The sequence below is a fragment of the Mycobacterium sp. 852002-51163_SCH5372311 genome (genome assembly GCF_001667115.1).
In the GTDB taxonomy this organism is placed as follows: Bacteria; Actinomycetota; Actinomycetes; order Mycobacteriales; family Mycobacteriaceae; genus Mycobacterium.
Map to the genome: position 1 here is coordinate 45,359 of NZ_LZIJ01000100.1, position 23,534 is coordinate 68,892.

The window sequence follows — 23,534 nt, forward strand, 5'->3', positions numbered from 1 at the left end:
GAAGGTTACGGGTGGCTCGCGTCGTCCTCGTTCTCGGCGTCGGCCACGGTCAGCGGCAACGCCAGTTCCTCCAGCGGCCGTCGTTCGGCTGCGACACCGAGCCAGATTTCGACTACCCCCGCGATTGCCATCACGACGGCCCCGATCAGGAACGACCACACCACCTGACCGCGCTGCCCCGAATTGATCAACTCGCCGAACAATAACGGCCCCGTGATACCGCCGATCGCGGTGCCCACTGCGTAGAAGAACGCAATCGCCAGCGCCCTGGTCTCCATAGGAAAGATCTCGCTGACGGTCAGGTAGGCCGCGCTCGCACCCGCCGACGCCAAGAAGAACGCGGCTCCGAGCACAGCGATGAAAGTCCAGGGACCGCCAGTCTGGGTCACGAACAGCACCGCGAGGACGACGACCACGGCCGCCGAACCGATGTACGTCGACGCGATCATCGGCTTGCGGCCGACGGTGTCGAACAGGTGCCCGAGCAACAAGGGGCCGAGGAAATTGCTCAGCGCCCACACAATGAAGAACAGCGGCACACTTCCCGACGGCACGCCGTAGAAGTTCTTTTCATTCAACAGCGTGCCGAGATTGAACGTCACGCCGTTATAGAGAAACGCCTGCCCGATGAACAGGGCCAGTCCCAGCACTGCACGCTCCGGATAGAGCTTGAATGCCACCTTGGCGATCTCGGTGAACGAGATCGTCTCGCGCTGCCTGATTTTCAGTGGTCGCCCTTGCGGCTCGGACAATGGTTCGCCGGTTTGCTGTTGGACTTCGCCTTCTATCTCGCCGACGACTTGTTCGGCTTCGTCATTGCGCCCGTGAATGAACAACCATCGCGGACTTTCCGGAACGTTGCGCCGCACCACGAGGACGAAAATGCCGAAGATGGCGCCGATGCCGAAGGCGAGCCGCCATCCGATGTTGGCCGGGAAGTTCGACGTGTCCAGTAGTACCAGCGCGCCGGCCGCCCCGAGGGCGGAACCCAGCCAGTAGGTCCCGTTGATGATCAGGTCGACGCGACCGCGCAGACGTGCCGGGATCAGTTCGTCGATCGCCGAGTTGATAGCGGCGTATTCGCCGCCAATGCCCGCGCCGGTAAAGAAGCGCGTGATGAAGAAATACCAAGGGGCGAAGGCGAATGCGGTCGCAACGGTGGCGGTCAGATACAGCACAAGGGTCAGCACGAAGAGATTGCGCCGTCCGAAGCGGTCCGTCAGGTGACCGAAGAACAATGCACCTAAGCATGCACCGACGATGTAAATGGCCCCCGCCATGCCGATGTTTGCGGCGTTGAGGTCGATGCCGCTGCCCGGCTCCTTGAGGCGCGCCGACACGTTGCCGACCATCGTGACCTCGAGCCCGTCCAGGATCCACACCCCGCCCAAGCCGACGACCACGCGCCAGTGGAAGCGCGACCAGGGCAGCCGGTCCAGCCGTGCCGGTATCTGCGTGGTGATGGTTCCGGTCTGCACGCCTTCGCTCATGGGTTCTTCACTACCCGTTGCGGCGGCGAATCGCACCTCCGGTTTTTGGGTGAGCGGACGCAAAGTCGCGTTCTGCGGGCCTGACGAGTGCGATTGTGCGTCTGCTCGCCGGGGTCAATCCTGCGCAAACGTCTGCGAGCTGGACCCTTGTCAGCGGATACTTACCGGAGCGCATCAAGGCAGGGGGTTCCGTGAAGTCGCTGGTCGGCGGGTCGTTCGGCAAATACCGCATCAACCGGATGCTGGGCAAGGGCGGCATGGGCGAGGTGTACGAGGCGTACGACACCGACAAGGGCCGGACCGTTGCCCTGAAGGTGCTTGCCGATCAGTACGCGCAAGACGACACCTTCCGCACGCGGTTCTTGCGCGAGTCGCGGGCCGCCGCCGTCCTGCAAGAGCCGCACGTCATCCCGATCCACGACTGGGGCGAGATCGACGAAACGCTGTACATCGACATGCGGCTGGTTCAGGGTCAGACGTTGGCCGAGATGCTCAAGGTGCGAGCCCTGGAACCGAAACGGGCGGTCGATATCGTTCGGCAAGTTGCGGCGGCCTTGGATGCTGCCCATGCCGAAGGGCTGATCCATCGCGACGTCAAACCGCAGAACATTATTGTCACGGCAGACGATTTCGCGTACTTGGTGGACTTCGGTATCGCCGAAGCCCGCGGCGACACCCATCTGACGATGACGGGTTATCACATCGGCAGCTTCGATTACATGGCGCCGGAGCGATTCCGCGAGCAGGCGGCCACAGCGGCTGTCGATATCTACGCGCTGGGATGTGTTCTCTACGAGGCGTTGACGGGCCGCAAGCCGTTTCCCGGTCCGAGTGAGCAAGTCATCACAGGTCACCTCTCGATGCCGCCGCCGCGAGCAAGTGCGGTGAATCCTCTTGTCCCGGCGTCTCTTGACGACGTCATCGCTCGCGCCATGGCGAAAGAGCCAGATGATCGTTACGGCAGCGCCGGAGCGTTGGGCCGCGCCGCCACGCGTGCGCTTACAGATGTTCCGACGGGCCCGCGCGCCGCGCCGACGATGCCGGCCGGCGGGTATGGGCCGCCTCGCACCGCGCCTCCTCCCCCGAATTACGGGTTTCCCAGTGGGCCTCAGCCGTATTCTCCTTCTCCTGGAACGGGTCCCGATCGTGTGGCTGCTACCCCAGCTTCCGAGGAGCGTTCGTCAAGATCCGTAGTGCCGATCGTTGTCGCAGTAGCGGCGGCGGTGGTTGTGATCGTTGTTGCGGCGACGATCGGTGTGCTGGTTAGCCGAAATTCCGGGTCGGACAACGCAACTCAGCCGACGATCAGTTACTCGACGCCCAGCTCGAACACGTATGACACCGGGTCACCGTCGACAACTTCGTCGCGAACGGTTGCCCCGACGTCTCAAGATCCCACACAGCAACTACGTCAAATCGCTGATGGTGACCGGTCTTTCGTGGCCAGCCAGCTGGCGGACAAATGGGTGCCGCAGCTCAGCTCGAAGCGACCTGGCATTAAAGACAACGGAGTGGTGTGGGACAACGCCATGGCGCTGCAAGAGCACCAGCAGCTACGGCAGCGTTACTCGGGCAGGCTGCTGTGGTCGGGTGACTGGTCGACATTCTCCGATGCTGACTTTTGGGTCACCATTGCGGGCATTACTTTTCCGAACTCGGCGGGTGCGCTGGCGTGGTGCCGGGATAAAGGGTTTGATCGGGACCATTGCATCGCCAAGATCGTGAGTACGACGGCTCCGGTCGCTGGAAGTACGGCGTACAACAACTGAGTAGCTGTTGGGTCGAACGACAAGATCGCGTCGATGAGCCGAAACTCTATAAAAACAGCCACTTTTCGATTCAGACGCCGGCCACAGACTATCCGATCGCCTGTTTCGTGCGTCGACCGCATCTTCAAGCTCAGCGACCATCGCCCTATGGCATCGACGCTCCTGTAGACGTCGAGTAGGGCACAGTAATACCACTAGATGTAATCGTGGTCTTTTCGCTGAAGCGGCACGCGGTACTCCTTGGTCCCGTCGCCGTCGACCTCGGTATAGGTCATGCCGATTGGTATCCACTCCAGCGCCATGACTTCATAATCCGCCGGAACGCAAGGAAATACCGCCACGCGGCAAGACAGCTACACCTTCACGGCGCTGTCGCTAGGTTGGGGAACCGGTTGGTCAGCCACGCCTGAACTGCCGCTACATCCCCGTAGCCTTTTTCGCGAAGAGCTTCTATAACATCTCGTGCGCAGATGAGCGCGATCGGGTGCTGGTCGGATCGGACCTCGTCGTACACCTGGGAGCCGAAGTACGAAGTCGTCACGAATACCCCGAAGTTCCGGGGGCGCAGCCGCGCAATGAGTCGACTGACGTCTTTCACGCCGACCGAATTTGTGGCGGCGTAGCACTTCGCCTCAAGTGCAAAGTCAAGGATGATGCGATCGGCGAGCGGCCCCAGTGGGTACTCGCCCACGGCATCTCTGCCGCCGTCTCGACGGGGAGGCGTGATATAGCAGTTCCCCGTGCCAGGGGCTATCATCCTCCAGATTTCAACGGCGCATTCCTCAAAATCGGTTGGCCGGCCGTGAAAGTGGTGACGAATAGCCGACAGGATGCTTGCGCCCACCTTGTCGTCTGGAAGTTGTTGCTCGCGACTTCGCACGACCATAGTGGGCGGCGCGATGAGGGGCGTATAGACGCGGCCCTCCACCCAATTTCTCCACGGCGTAGGACAGCCGTCGGTGGTCGTGGGGGCGCCACCTCTGACGGCGTCTAGCCACGAGCGGGAAACCGTTGCCACGTCGAGCACAGTGAACTTTGCGCGGTAATTCTGAAATCGTAGTCCGCTCTTGTTCCTCCAGATCGCTGTCAGTTCTTCATCGGGAGCAAGTGTCGCTGAGCCGGGGGCCAACAGGCCACGAAAACGAACGGCCCTGCCTGGGAATGCCTTCTCGAAGAGTAGGAACGGCGGGACGCGAAGCCGGTCGTATTCTGATGCACCGTGCGCCGCCTCAAAGGCGTCTCTGAGGAGAACGTTGCCACCACGACGCGTGTCATGTAGCTCGTGACCAGGCGTCCGGTTGTCGCCGTAATAGGTGAACTCGCCAGTCTGAGGGTCAAGGCAGTCTGGCCAATCGACCTCCTCGCCGCTGGTGTATAGCACCGACACCCGTACAGTTTTCTGCCACGGTGACCCGACATGGCGGAACCCGCCTTGGTTTCCGACCCCGCGAACCAAGCGATTGAGCGGGTCATCTGAGACATTCTTCTGACTGCCGCCGAGGTATACCGCCTCGAGGTGCAAGTCCGAGGTCGGAAGTTCCTCAAATGGAACTGCCCGGCCACTGTCGCCCATGTAAGGAACCGTACTGGGAATACGGAGAGATTCGTGGCCGATCGACGCTGTTCATCTGGCTCGATCGGGACATGCCGAGCTGTTTTGACCGACTCACTTCGTATGTATTCGGCAGCCGCGTCATCGTACATATTGGCAACGCGCCATCTCAGCAGGCGGACGAAGAGGCCCTAACGGTTAGGCCTTGGCACGGGGAGAAGCGGTTGGGGCGGAGCGGTTGCGGAACTGGACGGCGGTCGCAATGCGACCGACAGCGTCGGCAAGATCATCATGCTCCCAAACGCGTATCACTAGCCATCCGTGCGATTCCAAGGCGGCGGTTGTCTTCTTGTCACGCTCCGCAGTTCGGGCAAGTTTCGGACCCCAGTACCAGTTGTTCACGCGCGGTTGTCGGCCGTGTTGGGAGCATGCATGCCAGAAGCAGGAGTCGTAGAAGACAGCAACCTTTGCCCGTGTGAAGACGATGTCAGGCCGTGCCTTTGCACCGTCAGACAAAAGCAGCCGGTAGTCCTTGCGGAATCGAAGACCTCGGGCGTGAAGAAGCGATCGAAGACGGAGTTCCGGACGCGTGTCAGCTCGCTTAATAGCCTGTTGGTTGCGCGACCGGCCCTCGGTCGCCGGGCGCGGCACCATGCCTCGTTCGTGCGCCTTTTGCCGGCGGGCAGCGGCTGCGTTGCCGCGCCCACTGGCTAAGTAGCGTGATGGATGAGCCCCTGAAGCCATTGCTCGATACTCTCAAGTCGCCCGGATTCCAAGTGTTCGAGAGCCCGTCTGATGCCTTCTCCCCGCCGGGGAACCGGTGCGTTGTACGCGGCCCCCAGACCATCCGGGTTGATGTGCACCACGGAGGTAAACAGCAAGGTTGGCCCACGCCGGTTCTCGCACGCCGCCGCCAGCCGGGCCGGGTCGAACTCGTTGGTGAGCAGCGTGTAGTCGAAAGCTTGTCCTGCTGACTCGTATCGTGCGTAAGCCTCGAAGTCGGTTGCGAATTGTTCTTCACGGTCGCTCCGAACCGACCACTTACAGGTAATAAGAATGCGGTAGTCCTCGGGTGGTCGGATGAGCGCTAGATCGACCTGGCGTGGCTTCTCGCCTGCGCGCGGCGCATAGAAGCCTGGTAGTTCATCCAGCCATGGGCGCACACGAATCTCGTACTTTTCGGCGATGGCGGGAATGCGACGCAGAATCGCGGCAACCGTGTCTTCGAATCCTTCACCCAGAAGATTCTTGCGCTTGTTCTCCTGGGTCACATGCAGGCGAATGCGCTCGGTCAGGTCGCGGAGTATGTCCTCGGGGGGGTCCTTGGATAGCCAGTCGCCAAGTGTGTCAAGAATCAATTTGACAAGTTCGGGGTCCTCCCCTGGTAACGGCATCTGTCGCGCGCTGTAAGCAGAGCGCTGTTCCTCTGCCCTCGCCGCGTTCTCACCACGCTGCGCACTTGCTGCCGCTGCGAGGCCCTCGGTCGCCCAGCGGAACAGGATGTCTATTTCATCACCAAGGTCACCGGCATCCACTCCGAGGGCATCGGCCAGCCAAGCATGGAACGCTAGGGACCGGGCGTACCAGGGCCGGCCCGGCCGGCATTTGTCGGATTCGTAGCAATGTGCCAGGCCGATAGTCGGGTCGAGCCACAGCAAGAGCCGGTACACGTGTTCCCACGCGGTAGACGGCTCGACGGCACCAGCATTGCTGAAGTACCGATTCAACAGACGATGTCGGTTGTCTGCCCCGAAGGCGCGTTGGATTACCTGCCCAGTCTCGTCCGCAAGGCCTTCGCCGTTGTCGCTCATGCCGTTTGCGCCTGGCTCCATGCCTGCAGCAGTGACACGATCTCGCGCGCTGCTGCCGCCGCGAGTAGAGGAGGTACTGCGTTGCCGGCCTGCCGGTATCGCGAGTGCGCAGAGCCGCCGTCTATCCGACCACTCAGTGGACCGCGTCTTGGATCAGTAGTGAATACAAACCGGTCGGGAAACGACTGGAGACGAGCGAACTCGCGCACTGAGAGGCACCGAACATCGCGATAGTGATAGACAGAGTCAGCTTTGGTATTCAACGTCCATGCCCAAATTGCCGGATGCAACCTGCGGTACGCGTAGTAGTGACGCCGGCTAAGAGTTCCGGTTCCGTTGTGTGGACCCCACTTAGCGCCGGTGAGGTATCGATCGAGCAGTTCGTCAGGGAGGTCTCGGTGGTTACCGCCGGGCGGGATGGAACGCAACCGCAATATAGTATCGGCGTTTGCGCGCGGCACGGACACGTTTTCCAATGTGTTCGCAGACCCATTGCTCCGCATGAGCTTCTGATATGCCGAGGAGGCGGGCGGCAGTCCATCTGCCAGGGTATCCGCTCGGCGTCCCAGCACCAGACCTTCAAGGTCACCGATGGCTTGAAGCGCTGTGACGGCCGTCAGGTCGTATGGGTCGTCCAGCCGACGGAGCATCGCCGCGTCGTCGCTCGGCCGAGCAGCCAAATGGTATTCGGTCGTGTCGTTCACCACTCGGGCGAGCTGCACATGAGCAGTTATCCCTGATCCTGTGAGCTGGTGCGGCGAAGCACGCATCGCGCTACGGATGCCGATAAAGAGCAGGCGTTTTCGCGTCTGCGGTACACCGAAGTCGGCTGCGTCTACGAGTTGAGGTGTAACCAGGTACTCGCCGTCGAGGGAGAGGTCCTCAGTCACTTGCTCCTTAATTCCCATTTGCGCCATGCCAGGCACGTTTTCCATTAGGAACGCGGCAGGCAGTACCTCGCGAACTACTTGGACGAACTCTCGGTATAAGGAGTTGCGTGGATCATCAATCAGGCGCGTGTGGTTGCGGACTTGGGAGAACGCTTGACATGGGGGGCCGCCGACAATGATGTCCACACCCCGCGCGGCAGCGAGGACCTGCTCTCGCACTGAGGACCTACGCAGATCGCCGACTACTGTCGTAGCCTCAGGAAAGTTCAACGCGTATGTCGCAGCGGCGTCGGGATCGTTATCATTGCCGGCGACGACGCCGCACCCTGCCTGCCGGAATCCTTCAGAAAGTCCGCCAGCACCGGCAAAGAGGTCGACCACACGATAAGACGTTGGTTGCTTGCCGGCGCGGCGACGCTTTAAAGACGAGGTAGTCACGCGCCAGTCCTCATGGCCTCGTGATTGTTGACGCGAACGGAGGCCGGAGCGCTATCACGGTTGTGACCGTACATGGCGGGGGCGACTAATCCTGTTAAGGCGCGCCCCGTCGCACCGTAGCCCGCAAGCCACTAGCAGGTCGGTCCGTGGACGGCGCCATAAGCCTGGGCACGGACAGGCTCACGCAGCCGAGGAGAGTAGGCCTCTAGCTCTGCTTTCTGCACGAGAGTTTTCGCACGACGCAGCGCTCTCAGCGAAGGAACCGGCCTTCGGGACGCTTAGCCGGCTTGCAGGGCGTCGTTCAACGTAGTCATTTCGGTAGCGCTTCATCTTCCGCTTCGGCGCACTGAAAGCGAGCGCGTAATAACCGCGCTAAGGCTGAGGCGGCAAGGCCGAAAGCCAGTCATCCGACAGCAGTTCTAGCAACTGGCCATCCGGATCGCGGATCATCGCCGACCCCTCCGTCACGCTCGCGTCGACCACGGCTCCCCCGAACTCCGCGACCCTGCACAATACGCCTTCGAGATCAGACACCGAAAACGACAGATGCGTTAGCCCCACCTGATCCATCACCCGCTCCGGCCCGGCATGAACTTCACGTTTCGCGTAGTCGATAAGTTCCAATACAAACCCGTCCCGCACCAGATATGTCGCATGCACGCCGAGCGGCTCGGGCAGCTGCAAGAGCGGGGCGGTGCGGTCGTCGGGTGGGTCGATCTCCCACCAGAACTCAAACCCGAGCAGGCCCTCGTAAAAGCGACGTGATCGCTCGCGATCCGCGACGCACAACCCGACGTGGTTGAAAACCGTTCGATGACTAGCCATTACAACCTTCTGTCGCTCGTACCGGCCGTCGGCCATGACCGCGGGCCAGCTAACGCTACCGCCGCATACTCAAATGCGTAATAATGCAAAGATAGCCAATCAAACACCCACTACCGCAGCATCACTAATCCCCTTGCGCAAGAGGTCTTTTGGATGACCACCCGCCCGGACATCAGCCCAGACGCGATAGTGGATTTCGATCACCACTCCGACGACTACAACCTCAACGAGCTGGCCAGAAACGCCGAACTCAGACAAAAATGCCCCGTCGCATGGAACGAGAACTACGGCGGCTTCTGGTTCCTCACCAGCTACGCAGCCGTCAGTCAAGCCGCCAGAGACGGCGACACCTTCGCTCACAAATACGAACCCAACGCCGACGACGGAATCGACTACCAGGGCGAGATGGGCGTCCCGCGCCCCGAAGGTCAACCGGCGCTGGGCATCGGTGAGATCGACGGCCCCTACCATCTGGCCCTACGCCACGCGCTGGCCCCATTTTTCTCGCCAGGCGCCGTGCAGAACATGAAACCGTTCATGGAGCAACTGGCTCATGAGTTCCTCGACCAGAAAATCAGCGATGGACAAATAGACCTCGTCCTCGACTACGCCGGCCCGGCCCCGGCCATCCTGACCATGAAATTGATGGGCCTGCCGTACGACAACTGGCAGCTCTACGCCAACCTCTTCCACTCCGTCATGGCCGTCCCCCAAGACAGCGACGAGTACATCAACGCCATCTCGCAAGTCCCGCAAATGATGCAAGGCGTCCTCGACTTCGCGGCCGCAAGGAAAGCCCAGCCCAAAGACGACCTGACCAGCTTTCTCCTTCAGTGGGAATTCGACGGACACCGCCTCACCGACGAACAGCTGCTCAACATCGTCTGGAACCTCATCGGCGGCGGCGTCGACACCACCACCTCCCAGACCGCGCTGACCCTGCTGCATCTCGGCACCCACCCGGAGCTGCGGCAACAACTCATCGACCACCCGGAGCTCTACCGCACGGCCACCGACGAGTTCCTGCGCTACTTCTCCGTCAACCAAACCCTGAGCCGCACGGTCACCAAAGACATCGAAATGAACGGCCAACACCTCCGAAGAAACGACAAAGTCGTCATCAGCTGGCTGGCCGCCAACCACGACGAAAAGGAGTTCGACCGACCCGACGAGATCATTCTCGACCGACTACCCAACCGCCACCTCGCATTTGGGCTTGGACCGCACCGCTGCATCGGATCCCACCTGGCGCGACTCATGTCCGAGGTGATGGTCAAGGCGGTCCTCGACCGCATCCCGGACTACCAGGTCGACCTCGAAGGCGTGCACCAATACCTGGGCAACCCGAGCATGACCGGCTTGGGCAGGCTGCCGGTGACCTTCACAGCCACCTGACCGTCAACCGTCGATCAACGCGGCACGCATTTCGTCGGCCTGGGAGAAGCCGCGCGCGATCGCTCGTTCGATCACGGCGCCAAGACCGGGAGGCACATCTGGCCGCAACAGACTTACCGGCGGCGGTGACTTATCCGCTAACGGCCGACCCGTCAGTGCCTCATAGCCCACCACGCCGACGGCATACAGATCGTCGGCCTCCGTCGCTGCCTTGGAAGCCATCCCTTCGGCCGTGAAGTACGCGACGTCAAGCATTTTGGCGACACGGAAATCGGCGAGCTTGGCTTCCCCCCGTGCCGTGAACAAGATGTTGGCCGGCTTTATGTCGCGGTGCAGGACGCCGGCGCTGTGCGCTTCGGCAAGACCGTCCAAGACGCCGTCGAGGACGACCTCAACGAATTCCGGTGCCAGCGGCCCGCGAGCCATGCAGTCGGCCAGCGACACTCCTGGCAGGCGCTCCATCACGATGAACGGCAACCCGTCGTGCTGGCCAAGGTCATGAACCACCACCACGTGCTGACCGGTTGGCTGCGCGGCTACCCGCGTCTCCAACAGCAGAGGATCATCGACGCCGGAATACAGCAGCTTGATCGCGACGGGACGGCTCAATTTCAGATCCCAGCCGTCACGCACTTCCGACATCGAATTGCGTCCCAGCACACCGCGCAGTTCGTAGCGACCGTCCCCCAGGACCCCGCCCGGCGCCATCACCACCCCGCTGGTGCCACATCCCTGTTGGTGCTGCATTCCCATTCATCCGTTCGATTCCGTCTTGCACGGCGCATAGCCGCGGAGCCTGCAAGCCAAACGTTAGACGCGTGATGAATTGTCAGGTCGCCGTCGCGTATTGCAGCACCCGCTCCGAGGAATCGACGTGTCCGTTGCTGATGATTCGCAGCCGCTTGGGACCCACCTCGTAGCGGGTGCCGTCGGCCGGGTTCGTCACGTCGAATCCGCCTGATACCCGAACCGCGTTGGGCAGTTCGATATTGGCGCCATCGCGGATCCGCTCGCCGCGGTAGTAGAAGCTGTCGGGCCCGCGTTGACACACCACCGCAAGAGATTTGGCGGTTCGCGCTACCGCGGCCGGAGGGTTGCCCGCGTCGCAGCGGGCGGAATGGCCGACGAAGCCCAGCCCGTCGGCACCTTGGACGGGCCGTGAAAGCGACGGCATCGTCGTCTTTGTCGTGGTGGGCGCGCTCGACGTCGCCGGAGGTGCGGCCGTCGCAGTCTGCGGCGGTGAACTGTTGCGACCACTACCAAGAGCCAAGACAACGGCCAGACCCGCCGCGACGATCAGCATCACCACCGCCAGCCCGCCTACGACGAGGGGCGCCGGGCTCAGACGCCGGGCCCGCGCAACCACGGGCAACGGCGGGTAAGGGCTGCTGCCCGTGTCCTCCGGGTTTGGGTAACTCGCCGCGAACGGGCGCGTGCTCGGCGTAGACGGCGGTACGACCACCGGGTCCCCCGACGATGCCGCCGTGGCAGCAGCGGCCAGTTCTCCGGCCGACGAGAATCTCGCCGCAGGCTGTTTGGCCATACCGATGGCGACGACGTCGTCGAATGCCTTGGCGATTCCCCGTCGCATGATGCTGGGCCGCGGCACCGGCGAGCGCATGTGCGCCTCAGCCAACTCCCGGACGTCCGCGCCCTCGAACGGCGGATCACCGGTAAGGCATTCGTAGAGCACGCACGCCAGGGAGTAGACGTCGCTCTGTGGCCCGACCCCGTCGCCGCTGAACCGCTCGGGTGCCATGTAGGCGCCAGACCCCATGAGTGGTCCACCGGTATCGCCGACGGCTTGAGCGATGCCGAAGTCGCCGAGATACGCAAACCCATCGCCAGTGAGCAGCACGTTTTCCGGCTTGACGTCGCGATGGACCAGCCCCTCGGCATGCGCGGCATCCAGCGCCGCCGCCACCTGCGCCGTCACCGAGGCCGCCTGCCTGGGATCGAGCGCACCACGCTCGCGCAACAACTCCCGAAGGTTGCCGCTGTCGACCAGCCGCATATCGATGAAGAGCACCCCGTCGATCTGGCCGAAGTCGTGCACCGGGATGACATGCGGGCTCTGCAGTCGCGCCGCCATCCTGCACTCTCGCAAGAATCGTTCCTGGAACGACGGGTCTGCGGCGAACTCAGGGGGCAGCAGCTTGACCGCGACGGTCCGGTCCTTGGTCGTGTCGTAGGCGCGGTATACCTCGCCCATTCCGCCTGCGCCGATCAAGGATTGCAGTTCGTAGGGCCCGAACCGGGTACCGAGACGTGAGCCGCGATGCGGCCTGAACATGTGACGATCCCTTCGCTTGCGCTGACCGCTCGGGGATTCCCGGATCGAGCAGTCGCCTAACGCGCGAGGTTACGTCAGCGCCCGAGCCGGCGCCTCCAATCCCGAGCTGACATGAACCTGCCGGCAGCCTCCAGGATCTTGCCCCTCCTGCGGCTATACGGGTACCACATGGGTTCTTTCTTCGTCGCGACCCGTTCGGCCACAATGCTTTTCGCACGGCAATACTTCCGAATGCCCTCGGCGCCGCCCGATCGGGAGCCGATGCCCGAGTCCTTCCAGCCCCCAAATGGCACGCCGAACTGGAAGATGCCCATCATCACGTTGTTGATGGTCACCGTTCCGGTGTTCATCTGACGCGCCAACGCCATCCCCTTGGCCTTGTCACGCGTCCAGATACTCCCGGCCAACCCCAGCCTGGAATCGTTGGCCTTCTCGATCGCCTCGGCGGCACTGCGCACCTTCATCACCGGCAGCGTGGGACCGAACGTCTCCTCCCGCATGCAGTCCATGCCGTGGTCGACGTCGATCAGCACCGTCGGCTCGTAGAACAGGCCCTCCTCACGCGCCTTCCCGCCCGTGAGCACCTTGGCGCCTTTGCTCACTGCATCCTCGACATGGCGCGTGACAATGGCCCGCTGCTGCTCGGTCGCCATGGAACCGACCTCGCAGGAATAGTCGTGTTTGGTGTCCATCCCCAGACGCAGCTGCGAAGTCTTGGCTACCAGCTTTTGCACGAACTCGTCGTAGACGGGCTCTTCGACGTACAGGCGCTCCACCGATATGCACGCCTGGCCGGTGAGGCTGAACGCGCCCCACACCGCGCCGTCGACGGCGCGGTCGATGTCGGCGTCGGCGCAGACGATCATGGCGTCCTTCCCCCCGAGCTCCAGGCTGTAGGGGATCAAGCGCTGCGCCGCCGCAGTGGCGATGCGCCGTCCGGTGTTGACCGATCCGGTGAACATCACGTAGTCGACGACGTCGACCAATGCGGCGCCCGTTTCCCCAAGACCATTGACGAGGTCGAGCACGCCGGGAGCGCCGATCTCTTTCCAGCCATCGACCGCGGCCTGCCACGCCAGCGGCGCGATCTCTGACGGCTTGGACAGCACGGCACACCCTGCGATCAGCGCCGCGGGGATATCCAGCAGCGGCGCCGCCAACGGGCCGTTCCACGGGGTGATGACGCCGACGAGCTGGTACGGCTCGTAAACGACGGTCAGCTTCTTGGCCGCGTTCGCGGTCCCCCATGGCCGTACCGACTCGTCGGCCAAGAATTTCGCTGCATTGTCCATCCAATAGTTGGTGACCTGTATCCCCAACAGAAGCTCGGCAGAGGTATCACCCCAGGACTTACCCACCTCGAGTTGCGCCTGCGTGCTCAATCCGTCGGCGTGGTCCAACAGCCAGTCGCGCCATTTGCCCATCCAGCTGGCGCGCCCGTCGACTCCCAATCGTTGCCACTCTGGCTGCGCTTCCCGCAGTCGAGCGGCCACGTCCCCTACCTCAGCGGCCGTCGCGATCGGCACGCTGCCGAGGCGTTCTCCGGTGGCGGGGCAGGTCACCACCACTTCGCGGGGGACTTCCGTTCCGACCGATGTTTCTCGAGCTTGCGTGTCCATACTCATCGCCGTCACCTCCGGCCGGATTGTTTGCTGGAACAACGATACGGCGCTGGGTTGCTGACAACCAGGCTTGTTGAGGTGCAATCACGGGCCACCGATGACCTCGATCTGGCAATTGACTCCCGAGGCACGGGAAAGACGTGCGTCAGCCGTGACGAGCACGGTATTCAGTGCCTCGGCCAGGGCGATGTATGCAGCATCGTACGGCGTAACCACATGCCGCAATTCCCATATGCGATGCAGCAACGGCCGATGCGAAGAACGACGCAGTGGCAACTCAGCCAGATCCGCAACTGCACCGACGGCTCTTCGCGCGGGCATCAGTTTTGCGGAAACATGGCTTCGCCACACCGAGACCACCTCGAGGTCGACGAGCTCGGGAGCAACGAGCGCTTCGTCGGTCAACCGTTCCCGGGCGCGTCGGCCATCTGGCCCATCGTCGCAGAGCGCTACTGCCAATACGCTCGCGTCAACGACGATCACGTTCTGCCCGAACGCTTTCGACGGCAGCGGTAAAGGAAATCCGGCCACCGCGGCGTGCGGCGACGCGGTCGAAAACTTCATCGAGGGTGGGTTGATCAGCCTCGGCGATCAGACGGGTTCGAAGGTATTCCTGTAGCGATTGATGCGCACGCGCGGCACGCTCCCGCAGAACTCGATGGGTGTGCTCGGGAACGTCCTTGATCTGCACGCTTGGCATGGCGCCATTTTGGCGCCACTGGCGCCACATTGCAAGTCACCCTACCCGCAATGGATAGGCTCGTGGAAACACGTTGAGGAGGTATTCGGTGCCACCACGCACCCAGGTGCTCATCACGGCGACAGAGCTGGCCGGCCTGATCCAGTCGGGCGACCCGGTCAGCGTGCTGGACGTGCGCTGGCGTCTCGACGAGCCAGACGGGCGCCCGGCCTACCTGGAAGGCCACATCCCCGGCGCGGTGTACGTGTCACTCGAAGACGAACTCAGTGACCACACAATCGCCGGGCGCGGCCGTCATCCACTGCCGACGGGATCCAATTTGCAAGCCGCAGCACGGCGATGGGGAGGACGGCAGAACGTGCCCGTCGTGGTGTATGACGACTGGAACAGTGCCGGTTCCGCGCGAGCATGGTGGGTACTGACCGCGGCCGGTATACCGAATGTCCGCATTTTGGACGGCGGCCTCGGGTCATGGCGCACGGCTGGAGGCAGCCTCGAAACCGGCCCGGTCACTCCAGAGCCGGGGAATGTGACTGTGCCGCACGATGATTTGTACGCCGGAGCGCTACCCACACTGACCGCAGAGCAATGCACCACCGACGACGTGACGCTGCTCGACGCACGTGCACCCGAACGCTTCCGAGGAGAAACCGAACCCGTCGACCCGGTCGCCGGTCACATCCCCGGCGCGCGAAACGTGCCCAGCGGCGCGGTACTGCGCAGCGACGGAACGTTTGCCGACGACGCCGCACTCAGAAAACTGTTCTCCGACAGCGGAATCGGCCGCGACGACAGAATCGGCGCCTACTGCGGTTCGGGCGTCACCGCGACAATCACCGTCGCAGCACTCGCCGCACTCGGCTACGAGGCCGCACTGTTTCCCGGCTCGTGGTCTGAATGGAGTTCGGATCCTCATCGTCCCGTCGCTCGCGGACCGGAGTAGCGCCTTTAAGATCTGAGCTAACTCGCGACGCTCGCCTGCGGTCCACGGCTGCCGACAAATAAGCTGTGCAGGCAAACGGGCAAGCGCAAGCGTAAGAAGGTGAGGCCTTCAATGAGCGACATGACCGCACGGTTCGCCGAAATCGTCGGCGCGCACAACTTGCTGACCGGCGACGCAATCTCCGACGACTATTCGCACGACGAAGAGTTGAGCAAGCCGCCGCGGAAGCCGGCCTACGTCGCCAAACCCGCCACCGCGGAAGAGGTCGCTCAGCTCCTGAAAACCGCTACGGAACAAGGCATTCCGGTGACCGCCCGCGGATCTGGCAGTGGCCTGTCCGGCGCGGCACGCCCGCGCCCGGACGGACTCGTGATTTCCTTCGAACGGATGAACGCCGTCCTGGAGGTCGACACCACCAACCAGGTCGCCGTCGTCCAGCCCGGCGTCACGCTCAACGACCTGGACGCCGCGACCGCCGACACCGGGCTGCGGTACATGGTTCACCCCGGCGAGCTGTCCTCCAGCGTCGGCGGCAACGTCGGAACCAACGCCGGCGGCATGCGCGCGGTCAAGTACGGCGTGGCCCGCCACAACGTGCTCGGGCTGCAGGCGGTCCTGCCGACCGGCGAGATCATCCGCACCGGCGGCCGGATCGCCAAGGTGTCCACCGGCTACGACCTGACCCAGCTGATCGTCGGCTCGGAAGGAACTCTGGCCCTGGCCACCGAGGTGATCGTCAAGCTGCACCCGCGACTGGACCACAGCGCCAGCGTGCTGGCCCCGTTCGCCGATTTCGACCAAGTCATGGCAGCGGTGCCGCAGGTTCTCGCTAGCGGCTTGGTGCCCTACATCCTCGAGTACATCGACAACATGACGATGGCCGCGCTCGTCTACTCTCAAAACCTGGAACTGGGCATTCCGGACCAGATCCGCGAGACCTGTCAGGCGTATCTCGTTGTAGCACTTGAGAACCGAACCGCAGAGCGGCTGGAAGAGGATGTCGAGCGGGCCGGTGAGCTACTGGCAGAGCTGGGCGCGCTGGACGCCTACGTGCTCGAAGGCGGCTCAGCGCGCAAGCTGATCGAGGCGCGCGAAAAGGCGTTCTGGACAGCCAAGGCAGCGGGCGCGGACGACATCATCGACACCGTCGTACCACGGGCGTCGATGCCGAAATTCCTTGCCACCGCACGCGGTTTGGCCTCGGCCGCGGGCGCTGCCGTGATCGGCTGTGGGCACGCCGGCGACGGCAACGTGCACCTCGGTATCTTCTGCAAGGATGCGGACACACGAAAGAAGCTGATGACCGATATCTTCGCGCTGGCAATGGAATTGGGCGGTGCGATCTCCGGCGAGCACGGCCTGGGCTGCGCGAAAACCTCGTACTTCCTCGAGCTCGAAGACCCCGCGAAGATCAGCCTGATGCGCCGCATCAAGCAGAGCTTCGACCCGGCCGGCATCCTCAATCCGGACGTGCTCTTCGCCGCACCGGAAGGGTGAACTCGCCCCCTCACACTATTCCCACCAGTCACGGCAAAGAGTCCGTGTGTCGGCTCAGGAATGTGCTATCGCCGGCGCTATCACTTTCCGGAAACGACTGGTGCCAGCCGCGCCGGTGCTGTAGTGACACATGTGACCACGGGGGTAAGGCTGAAAGATGTGATAGCTCGTCCTCGACGCGGGCCATCAATAGCTCACCCGAGCAATTCGGCCGCGCTGGCCGCAACCATGGCCTGTGGATCTTGGTGTATCCCGACGGCATACAGCTCGCCACCGATGGCAAGCGACGCAATGCCATGCACCAATGACCAAAGCGGACCGGCGATTTCGCGTGGATCGCGCGCCGCAACAAGGCCTTCTGCCTGACACTTCGCTATCGCGTCAAGCAAGTCGTCAAACGCCTGTTCCGCGGCAACCGCCAGAATCGGGTGGTCCGCCTTATCGAGCTCAGCGCCGAACATGACCCGGTAGTGATCCGGATGGCTGACCGCCCAGCGCACATAGGCACATCCGAGTTCGATCACCCTGGCCTTCGGCTCGGAGGCAGACTCGGCGGCCGCGCTCAGTTCGGCGTGCAGCTCGAGAAATCCCTGCTCAGCGACCGTAGCCAGCAACTCCGCCTTGTCGGCAAAGTGCCGGTACGGCGCGGCGGCGCTGACACCGGCCCGCCGTGCCGCCTCGGTCAGGGTGAAGCCCTTAGGCCCTTTCTCGGCGACCAGCGACAGCGCCGCCGCTGTGAGCGCGCGCTTGAGATCGCCGTGGTGATAGCTGGCACGACGCGACCGCGAAGGCGCCTTCCGACTCATGTTGACGAGATTAACATTGCCAGCTATGTTAATGCTATTCACATCCAACGGGAGGAGCGAAATGAGCAATAGTGCAGCAACCATCGCCCGCGTTGGCGATCGCGACCGGCAAAAGACCGCTGCAAACCTAGGCCAGGCCCTCGCGCAGGGCTACCTGCGGATGGACGAGTACGAGGAGCGCGTACAAGCGGCATTCCAAACGCACACGACCGCCGAACTCAAACAACTCGTCGCCGATCTGCCACTCGACCGCATTCGTCGCGCCGACCCTCGCCGTCGCGCGGCCAGGATCACCGCGCCCCGCCGTGCGGTGCGCCTTCATCTAACGGCTTACTTCGCGATGGTCGCCATCGTGCTCGCCGTCTGGACGGCCGTCGCCGTCACCGCTGGCGCCTGGTACTTCTGGCCGATCTGGCCGATCCTTGGCGGAGCGATCGGCCTGATCAGTCATGCCATGTCGGTGCCGGGTTCTCGGCTGACCCCGTGAGAATGTTGGCGAGCCACGTATGTGCCACCTAAAGGAGGAGCAATGCCGGACGAAAAGGGATGGGCTGTCGTCACCGGCGCCAGTTCCGGCCTGGGCGCGATCTTCGCCGAACAGCTGGCCGAGCGAGGGCTGTCGTTGATACTGGCCGGGCGCGATGAAGCCAGGCTCAACGCGGTGGCGCAACGGGTAAGCCAACAAGCTGAGGTCGAGATTGTTGTCGGCGACCTGGGCACCGACGACGGGTTCGACGCCCTGGTGGCCCATCTCGGCGATCGTCCGATCGACGTCCTGGTCAATAACGCCGGGTTTGGCACTTACGGCAAATTCGCGGAGATCGACGCCGGCCGCGAGCACGGTCTGGTCGCGATCAACGTCGACGCGCTGGTGCGGCTGACTCATGCGGTGCTGCCAGGAATGCTAGCCCGTCGTCGCGGCGGCATCCTAAATGTGGCCTCCACCATCGCTTTTCAACCTGGCCCCTACCAAGCGACCTACGGCGCGTCGAAGGCATTTGTGCTGTCGTTGAGCCAAGCGTTGTGGGCCGAAACCCGCGGCACCGGTGTCACCGTGACAGCGCTGTGCCCCGGCCCTACCCGTACCGGATTCGTCGACGGGCTCGAAGCGGATGTCTCCCACACCTCGGTCTACAAGCGCCTCGCCGCGCCCGAACCCGTCGTCGCGAAGGGGTTGCGCGCGCTGGACAAGGGCCGCCCAGTGGTGGTTGCCGGTTTACGAAACCGGGTGATGGCTACGGCCGGAAGCCTTTCGCCTGGCTGGCTTTCGGCGCTCGTCACCGGACGGCTGCTGCGTCCCGCCCAAGCGGCCTGAACGTCCTTCGTCGCACCGTTACCCTCGCGGTGAAAGTGCACACCGGCGCGGGATCGCTACCTACGATGCCGGTGTAGTCGGTCACGATCGTCGTCGTACCGGCCTTCAACGCATCGAAGATCCACACCTCGGTGCCCGGCGCGCCCATCAAGTCAGACTTCGGGCGCAGATACTCGTGACCGGTCTGCCTCACGATGTGGGGGTCGGCGATCTTCGCATCGGGCGTCCACCGGTACGGCGTCGTGTGATTCGAACCCAGCGTCACCTTCAGCGTGTCGCCGACCGCCACTGCGACGTCGCGGCCGATGACGCTGTGCTGAAGGATGTCGTCGATGGAGACCTCGACGGTTGTGGTCGCTGCCTGCCGTCCCGGACTACCCGAGCAGCCCGACATCGCCGCGACGACAAGCACGGCGAGCATGAGCAACACCCGGGTCTTCATGAGGCGAAATTAGGTCGGCACCCGCGGAAAACGATAAATCCACTCGGGTAGCCGGTCAACGCGGCGTTTCCGAGCGCGCGCTGGCAAACCGTCCGGTAGCTTCTACTCGTGTTTGGCATCATCCGGCCCTGCCGTCATCGGCTCGGTGGCGAGCTGGCCGCCGCGTGGCGAGCCCAATTGTGTGGACTGTGCCTGGCCCTGCGCGACGACTACGGTCAGGTCGCGCGGATCGCCACCAACTACGACGGCTTGGTCGTCTCGCTCTTGGTCGAAGCCCAGTCAGTCGCGGGACCGACGAGGCGTACCGCCGGGCCGTGCCCGCTGCGCGGAATGCGACGCGCGGACGTGGCGACCGGTGACTGCGTGCGGTTGGCGGCGGTGGTGTCGCTGGCGCTGGCCGCGGCGAAGGTGCGCGATCACGTCGACGACCGCGACGGCATTGTCGGAGCGATCGGGGTGCGGCCGGCCGCGCGCCGTGTCGCCGAGCGGTGGGTGCGGCAAGGCAGCGACGCCGGGCACACCCTGGGATTCGACACCGGTGTACTCGTCGCCGCCATGGACCGGCAGGCCGAGCTCGAGGCGGCGGCCGTTCCGGGCAGCTCGCTGCTGGCCGTCACCGAACCCACCGAAACCGCCGTCGCCGCGGCGTTCGCGCATACCGCCGTACTGGCCGGCCGCCCCGGTAACGAAGCGCCGTTGCGTGAGATCGGCCAGCTCTTCGGCCGGGTGGCGCATCTGCTGGACGCGGTGGAGGACTACCGCGACGACGTGGCGCGCGGTAAGTGGAACCCGTTGGCCGCCACCGAAACTCCGTTTTCCGAGGTCCGCACCATGTGTGACGACGCGGTCCTGGGCATCGAATTAGCTTTGGGCGACGTGGAATTCACCGATGGCCGGCTGGCTCGGCGGTTGCTGACTCGCGAGATTCGACGAGCGGTCTCACGCACCTTCAGCGGAGCCGGGCACACCGTCGCACGCGATGGAACACCGCGCGGCGAGCAGGAAGGCATCAACTTCGGCAACCAGCCGGTCGGCGCCGGCTATCCCTACGGGCAGGACGGCAGCGAGGGAGGCGAAGTGCCGGGCCAGGTGCCGCAGAAGCGTGGACGCGGCGGCGACGGCACCTGCATCTGCTGCTGCGACGGTTGCGAGTGCTGCTGCGACTGCGGCGACTGCTGCGACTGCTCGTAAACCGCTGCTCCGTCGCCGGTCCCCCGCATCGGTGATGACAGGATGGGCGCGTGTTTGCGCTAGTCGTCATCGTTGCACTTGTTGCCACAGTCATCGCCGGAACGATCTGGGGTCGGCGTTACCGGGTGGGCCCGCCGGTGCTGCTCATTCTGCTGGGCGGCTTGTTGGGCCTGATCCCGGCCTTCGGCAATATCCATATCAACGGAGAGATCGTGCTGCTGCTGTTCCTGCCGGCGATCCTCTACTGGGAAAGCATGAACACCAGCCTCCGCGAGATGCGAGCCAATCAACGCGTGATCATTTTCCTCAGCGTCGGTCTCGTGATCGCCACCGCGTTCGCGGTGTCGTGGACGGCGCGATCGCTCGGCATGGAATCGCACGCGGCGGCGGTTTTGGGTGCCGTGCTCTCCCCCACCGACGCCGCAGCGGTGGCCGGTCTGGCCAAAAAGCTGCCCCGTCGAGCGCTTACCGTGCTGCGCGCCGAGAGCCTCATAAACGACGGCACCGCGCTGGTGCTGTTCGCCGTGACCGTGGAGGTCGCCGTCGGCGGGGCCGCGATCAGCCCGCTTGACCTGGTCGGCCGCTTCGTCGGCTCCTACTTCGGTGGCATCGCAGCCGGATTGTTGGTGGGCGCGTCGGTGACGCTGCTGCGCCGCAGGATGGACGCCCCGCTCGAAGAGGGAGCCCTGAGCCTGTGGACACCGTTCGCGGCCTTTCTGCTCGCGCAATCACTGCACTGCAGCGGTGTCGTCGCCGTCCTGGTGTCCGGATTGATGCTCACCTACTTCGGGCCGAAGGTCATCCGCGCTCGTTCGCGCCTGGAGTCGTTCGCATTCTGGGACATCACCACATTCATGCTCAACGGCTCGTTGTGGGTATTCGTCGGAGTCCAGATTCCGGGTGCGGTGCGCCACATCAACGACGTTCACGGCGGCCTTCGCCACGCGCTCTACATCGCTTTCGCAGTCACTGGTGTGGTCATCGTGTCCCGAGTCCTTTGGGTGGAAGCCACCACGGCGCTGTTTCGCACCTTCGATCGCCGCGATGTGCAACGCGCGCGCCGCGTCGATTGGCGTCAGCGCACGGTTACCTCCTGGGCGGGATTCCGGGGCGCCGTGTCGCTCGCCGCGGCCCTCGCCGTCCCGTTGACGACACTCAGCGGTGCTCCATTCCCCGACCGCAGCCTGCTGATCTTCGTGGTCACCGTCGTCATCCTGGTGACCGTGCTTGTCCAGGGAAGCACCCTGCCTCTCATCGTTCGCTGGGCCCGGATGCCCGAAGACGATGCCCACGTTCAGGAACTGCAAATGGCGCGCGAGCGTATCGCCGAAGTCGGGCTGGAAGCCCTGCCGAATGCCGCTCAGCAACTGAAGGTAAGCCCGGAATTGCTCAATCGCCTGGAAAAGGAGTACGAACAACGTGCCGCCGTGGTCAGGTCGAACGGAGGCGAGGACTCAGCGCCCAACGATCTGGTCCTGAAGAAGGAGAAGGTTCGCCGGTTGCGCCTTCAGGTGCTCGATCATCAGCGACAGGCCGTCACGGCCCTGCGTAACCAGAATCTCATCGACGACATCGTGCTGCGGGAATTGCAGGCAGAGATGGATCTCGAGGAAGTGCAGCTGCTCAGCGACGGCGGTCCTTAATAGTGCCGAGCAGACGCAAAATCCCCCAAATCGCCCCGGATTTAGGCGATTTTGCGTCTGCTCGGCACCAACTGGCGGTGCCGGATGGTCGGAATTCACGGACTGTTCAGGCACGAGTCGGCTCAACATAGTTGACTGCACACGAGCACCGGATGTCCTCACGGTATGCGTGTCGTTCAGGTCGCCAACTTTTATGGACCTCGCTCCGGCGGCCTTCGTACCGCGGTGGACCGCCTGGGCGACGAATACAGCGCTGCGGGACACGAGGTGTTTCTGATCGTCCCTGGCCCGCACGCAGAGCGCAGTCGGCTATCCACCGGAGTCATGCGAATCACGCTGCCCGCCAAGCTGATTCCGTTCACGGGAGGCCATCGCGCGGTAATGCCGGGACCGGTGAAGGCGTTGCTGGAGGCGTTGCGGCCCGACGCGTTGGAGGTCTCGGACCGGCTCACGTTGCGATCTTTGGGCCAGTGGGGCCGCGAGCACGGCGTGACGACGGTGATGATCTCCCACGAACGTGGCCATCGCACATGCCGTCCGCGAAATCGTCAGCCGCCCAGAGCCTCACCGTCGCGGTGCTGCGCGCGCCCGGGCCGAGATGTTCACCTGGCAGCGCGCGGCCGACGGCATGCTGGCAACGCTGCATGTCCGGCGGGGCGAAAACCAGCAGACCGCCTAGATCGCTCCAGCATGCGCGGGCACGACGAGGTCTAGCTGTACCCGGCCATAACGTTGGTTACAGGCGGCTGATGGGTGGAAGGTCGCCGAGTGCGCTGTGGCGGCGTTGAGTGTTGTAGAACTCGAGCCAGGGCGCAAGTGCTCGGGTGCGTTCGGCGTTGGAGGTGAAGACCCGCCGGTAGGACCACTCGATTTGAAGAGTGCGGTTGTAACGTTCGACCTTGCCGTTCTGCC

General features: G+C 63.6%; 22 protein-coding genes and 1 pseudogene. 10 read left to right on the forward strand and 13 right to left on the reverse strand.

Annotated features, from left to right (window positions below; translation table 11 throughout):
• Positions 1-5: 5 nt before the first annotated feature.
• Positions 6-1,490, reverse strand: a complete 1,485-nt coding sequence (locus A5791_RS13365; RefSeq protein ID WP_067237020.1) for an MFS transporter — start codon at positions 1,488-1,490, stop codon at positions 6-8.
• A gap of 191 nt (positions 1,491-1,681) precedes the next feature.
• On the opposite strand from A5791_RS13365, the gene A5791_RS13370 reads away from it, so the two are divergent.
• Entirely contained in the window at positions 1,682-3,259 is a 1,578-nt protein-coding gene (locus A5791_RS13370; RefSeq protein ID WP_067237023.1) for a serine/threonine-protein kinase, read from the forward strand.
• A gap of 361 nt (positions 3,260-3,620) precedes the next feature.
• Here the strand turns inward: A5791_RS13370 and A5791_RS13375 are convergent, their stop codons facing one another.
• The 5 genes from A5791_RS13375 to A5791_RS13390 all read right to left on the reverse strand — a co-directional run bounded on the left by A5791_RS13375 (position 3,621) and on the right by A5791_RS13390 (position 8,775).
• Positions 3,621-4,832: a restriction endonuclease gene (locus A5791_RS13375; protein WP_067237026.1), complete on the reverse strand. Its 1,212-nt coding sequence runs from the start codon at positions 4,830-4,832 to the stop codon at positions 3,621-3,623.
• Positions 4,833-5,009: 177 nt separating this feature from the next.
• On the reverse strand, positions 5,010-5,555 hold the full coding sequence (locus A5791_RS25990) for a very short patch repair endonuclease (RefSeq protein WP_369828065.1): 546 nt from the start codon (positions 5,553-5,555) through the stop codon (positions 5,010-5,012).
• The gene (locus A5791_RS13380) at positions 5,522-6,622 is read right to left on the reverse strand and encodes a hypothetical protein (protein ID WP_067237029.1); all 1,101 of its coding nucleotides are present in this window, start codon (positions 6,620-6,622) and stop codon (positions 5,522-5,524) included. Before A5791_RS13380 ends, A5791_RS25990 begins: the two co-directional genes overlap by 34 nt.
• Positions 6,619-7,950: a DNA cytosine methyltransferase gene (locus tag A5791_RS13385; RefSeq protein ID WP_197504683.1), complete on the reverse strand. Its 1,332-nt coding sequence runs from the start codon at positions 7,948-7,950 to the stop codon at positions 6,619-6,621. The genes A5791_RS13380 and A5791_RS13385 overlap by 4 nt, the downstream gene beginning before the upstream one ends.
• 372 nt (positions 7,951-8,322) lie before the next feature.
• Complete coding sequence (locus A5791_RS13390) at positions 8,323-8,775, reverse strand: VOC family protein (RefSeq protein ID WP_067237116.1); 453 nt, start codon at positions 8,773-8,775, stop codon at positions 8,323-8,325.
• A 153-nt stretch (positions 8,776-8,928) separates the two neighbouring features.
• Between A5791_RS13390 and A5791_RS13395 the strand changes: the two genes are divergently transcribed.
• Positions 8,929-10,170, forward strand: a complete 1,242-nt coding sequence (locus A5791_RS13395; protein WP_067237035.1) for a cytochrome P450 — start codon at positions 8,929-8,931, stop codon at positions 10,168-10,170.
• A 3-nt stretch (positions 10,171-10,173) separates the two neighbouring features.
• Here A5791_RS13395 and A5791_RS13400 read toward each other — a convergent pair whose 3' ends face one another.
• The 4 genes from A5791_RS13400 to A5791_RS13415 all read right to left on the reverse strand — a co-directional run bounded on the left by A5791_RS13400 (position 10,174) and on the right by A5791_RS13415 (position 14,649).
• The gene (locus A5791_RS13400; RefSeq protein WP_067237038.1) at positions 10,174-10,917 is read right to left on the reverse strand and encodes a serine/threonine-protein kinase; all 744 of its coding nucleotides are present in this window, start codon (positions 10,915-10,917) and stop codon (positions 10,174-10,176) included.
• An 82-nt stretch (positions 10,918-10,999) separates the two neighbouring features.
• Positions 11,000-12,463 carry a protein kinase gene (locus A5791_RS13405; protein WP_067237041.1) on the reverse strand — a complete coding sequence of 488 codons (1,464 nt, stop codon included), beginning with the start codon at positions 12,461-12,463 and terminating at the stop codon, positions 11,000-11,002.
• Between the two features lie 74 nt (positions 12,464-12,537).
• Positions 12,538-14,088 carry an aldehyde dehydrogenase family protein gene (locus A5791_RS13410; protein ID WP_067237044.1) on the reverse strand — a complete coding sequence of 517 codons (1,551 nt, stop codon included), beginning with the start codon at positions 14,086-14,088 and terminating at the stop codon, positions 12,538-12,540.
• An 81-nt stretch (positions 14,089-14,169) separates the two neighbouring features.
• The gene (locus A5791_RS13415) at positions 14,170-14,649 is read right to left on the reverse strand and encodes a type II toxin-antitoxin system VapC family toxin (RefSeq protein ID WP_231995896.1); all 480 of its coding nucleotides are present in this window, start codon (positions 14,647-14,649) and stop codon (positions 14,170-14,172) included.
• Between the two features lie 224 nt (positions 14,650-14,873).
• Here A5791_RS13415 and A5791_RS13420 point away from each other — a divergent pair, with 224 nt between their 5' ends.
• Both A5791_RS13420 and A5791_RS13425 read left to right on the forward strand, forming a co-directional pair.
• Positions 14,874-15,728, forward strand: a complete 855-nt coding sequence (locus A5791_RS13420; RefSeq protein WP_156661237.1) for a sulfurtransferase — start codon at positions 14,874-14,876, stop codon at positions 15,726-15,728.
• A gap of 111 nt (positions 15,729-15,839) precedes the next feature.
• Positions 15,840-17,225: an FAD-binding oxidoreductase gene (locus A5791_RS13425; protein ID WP_067237050.1), complete on the forward strand. Its 1,386-nt coding sequence runs from the start codon at positions 15,840-15,842 to the stop codon at positions 17,223-17,225.
• 194 nt (positions 17,226-17,419) lie between these two features.
• Here A5791_RS13425 and A5791_RS13430 read toward each other — a convergent pair whose 3' ends face one another.
• Entirely contained in the window at positions 17,420-18,031 is a 612-nt protein-coding gene (locus tag A5791_RS13430) for a TetR/AcrR family transcriptional regulator (RefSeq protein ID WP_067237054.1), read from the reverse strand.
• Between the two features lie 61 nt (positions 18,032-18,092).
• Between A5791_RS13430 and A5791_RS13435 the strand changes: the two genes are divergently transcribed.
• Both A5791_RS13435 and A5791_RS13440 read left to right on the forward strand, forming a co-directional pair.
• Entirely contained in the window at positions 18,093-18,518 is a 426-nt protein-coding gene (locus tag A5791_RS13435; RefSeq protein ID WP_067237057.1) for a DUF1707 domain-containing protein, read from the forward strand.
• A 42-nt stretch (positions 18,519-18,560) separates the two neighbouring features.
• The gene (locus tag A5791_RS13440) at positions 18,561-19,346 is read left to right on the forward strand and encodes an SDR family oxidoreductase (protein WP_067237061.1); all 786 of its coding nucleotides are present in this window, start codon (positions 18,561-18,563) and stop codon (positions 19,344-19,346) included.
• Here the strand turns inward: A5791_RS13440 and A5791_RS13445 are convergent.
• Positions 19,309-19,788 (reverse strand): protease inhibitor I42 family protein, encoded by a 480-nt coding sequence (locus A5791_RS13445; RefSeq protein ID WP_067237064.1) that lies wholly within the window; start codon positions 19,786-19,788, stop codon positions 19,309-19,311. The two genes, A5791_RS13440 and A5791_RS13445, sit on opposite strands and share 38 nt — an antisense overlap.
• 108 nt (positions 19,789-19,896) lie before the next feature.
• Here A5791_RS13445 and A5791_RS13450 point away from each other — a divergent pair, with 108 nt between their 5' ends.
• The 4 genes and pseudogenes from A5791_RS13450 to A5791_RS26785 all read left to right on the forward strand — a co-directional run bounded on the left by A5791_RS13450 (position 19,897) and on the right by A5791_RS26785 (position 23,301).
• Entirely contained in the window at positions 19,897-20,979 is a 1,083-nt protein-coding gene (locus A5791_RS13450; protein ID WP_067237068.1) for a DUF5685 family protein, read from the forward strand.
• 50 nt (positions 20,980-21,029) lie between these two features.
• A complete protein-coding gene (locus A5791_RS13455) occupies positions 21,030-22,622 on the forward strand; it encodes a Na+/H+ antiporter (protein WP_067237071.1) in 1,593 nt (530 codons plus the stop codon).
• Between the two features lie 165 nt (positions 22,623-22,787).
• Positions 22,788-23,141, forward strand: a pseudogene (locus A5791_RS13460) (glycosyltransferase); the annotation flags it as partial.
• Complete coding sequence (locus A5791_RS26785) at positions 23,140-23,301, forward strand: hypothetical protein (protein WP_197504684.1); 162 nt, start codon at positions 23,140-23,142, stop codon at positions 23,299-23,301. The pseudogene A5791_RS13460 and the gene A5791_RS26785, both read left to right, overlap by 2 nt.
• 57 nt (positions 23,302-23,358) lie before the next feature.
• On the opposite strand, the gene A5791_RS13465 is transcribed toward A5791_RS26785, so the two are convergent.
• A partial coding sequence (locus A5791_RS13465; protein ID WP_156661238.1) for an integrase core domain-containing protein occupies positions 23,359-23,534 on the reverse strand: 176 nt, incomplete at its 5' end.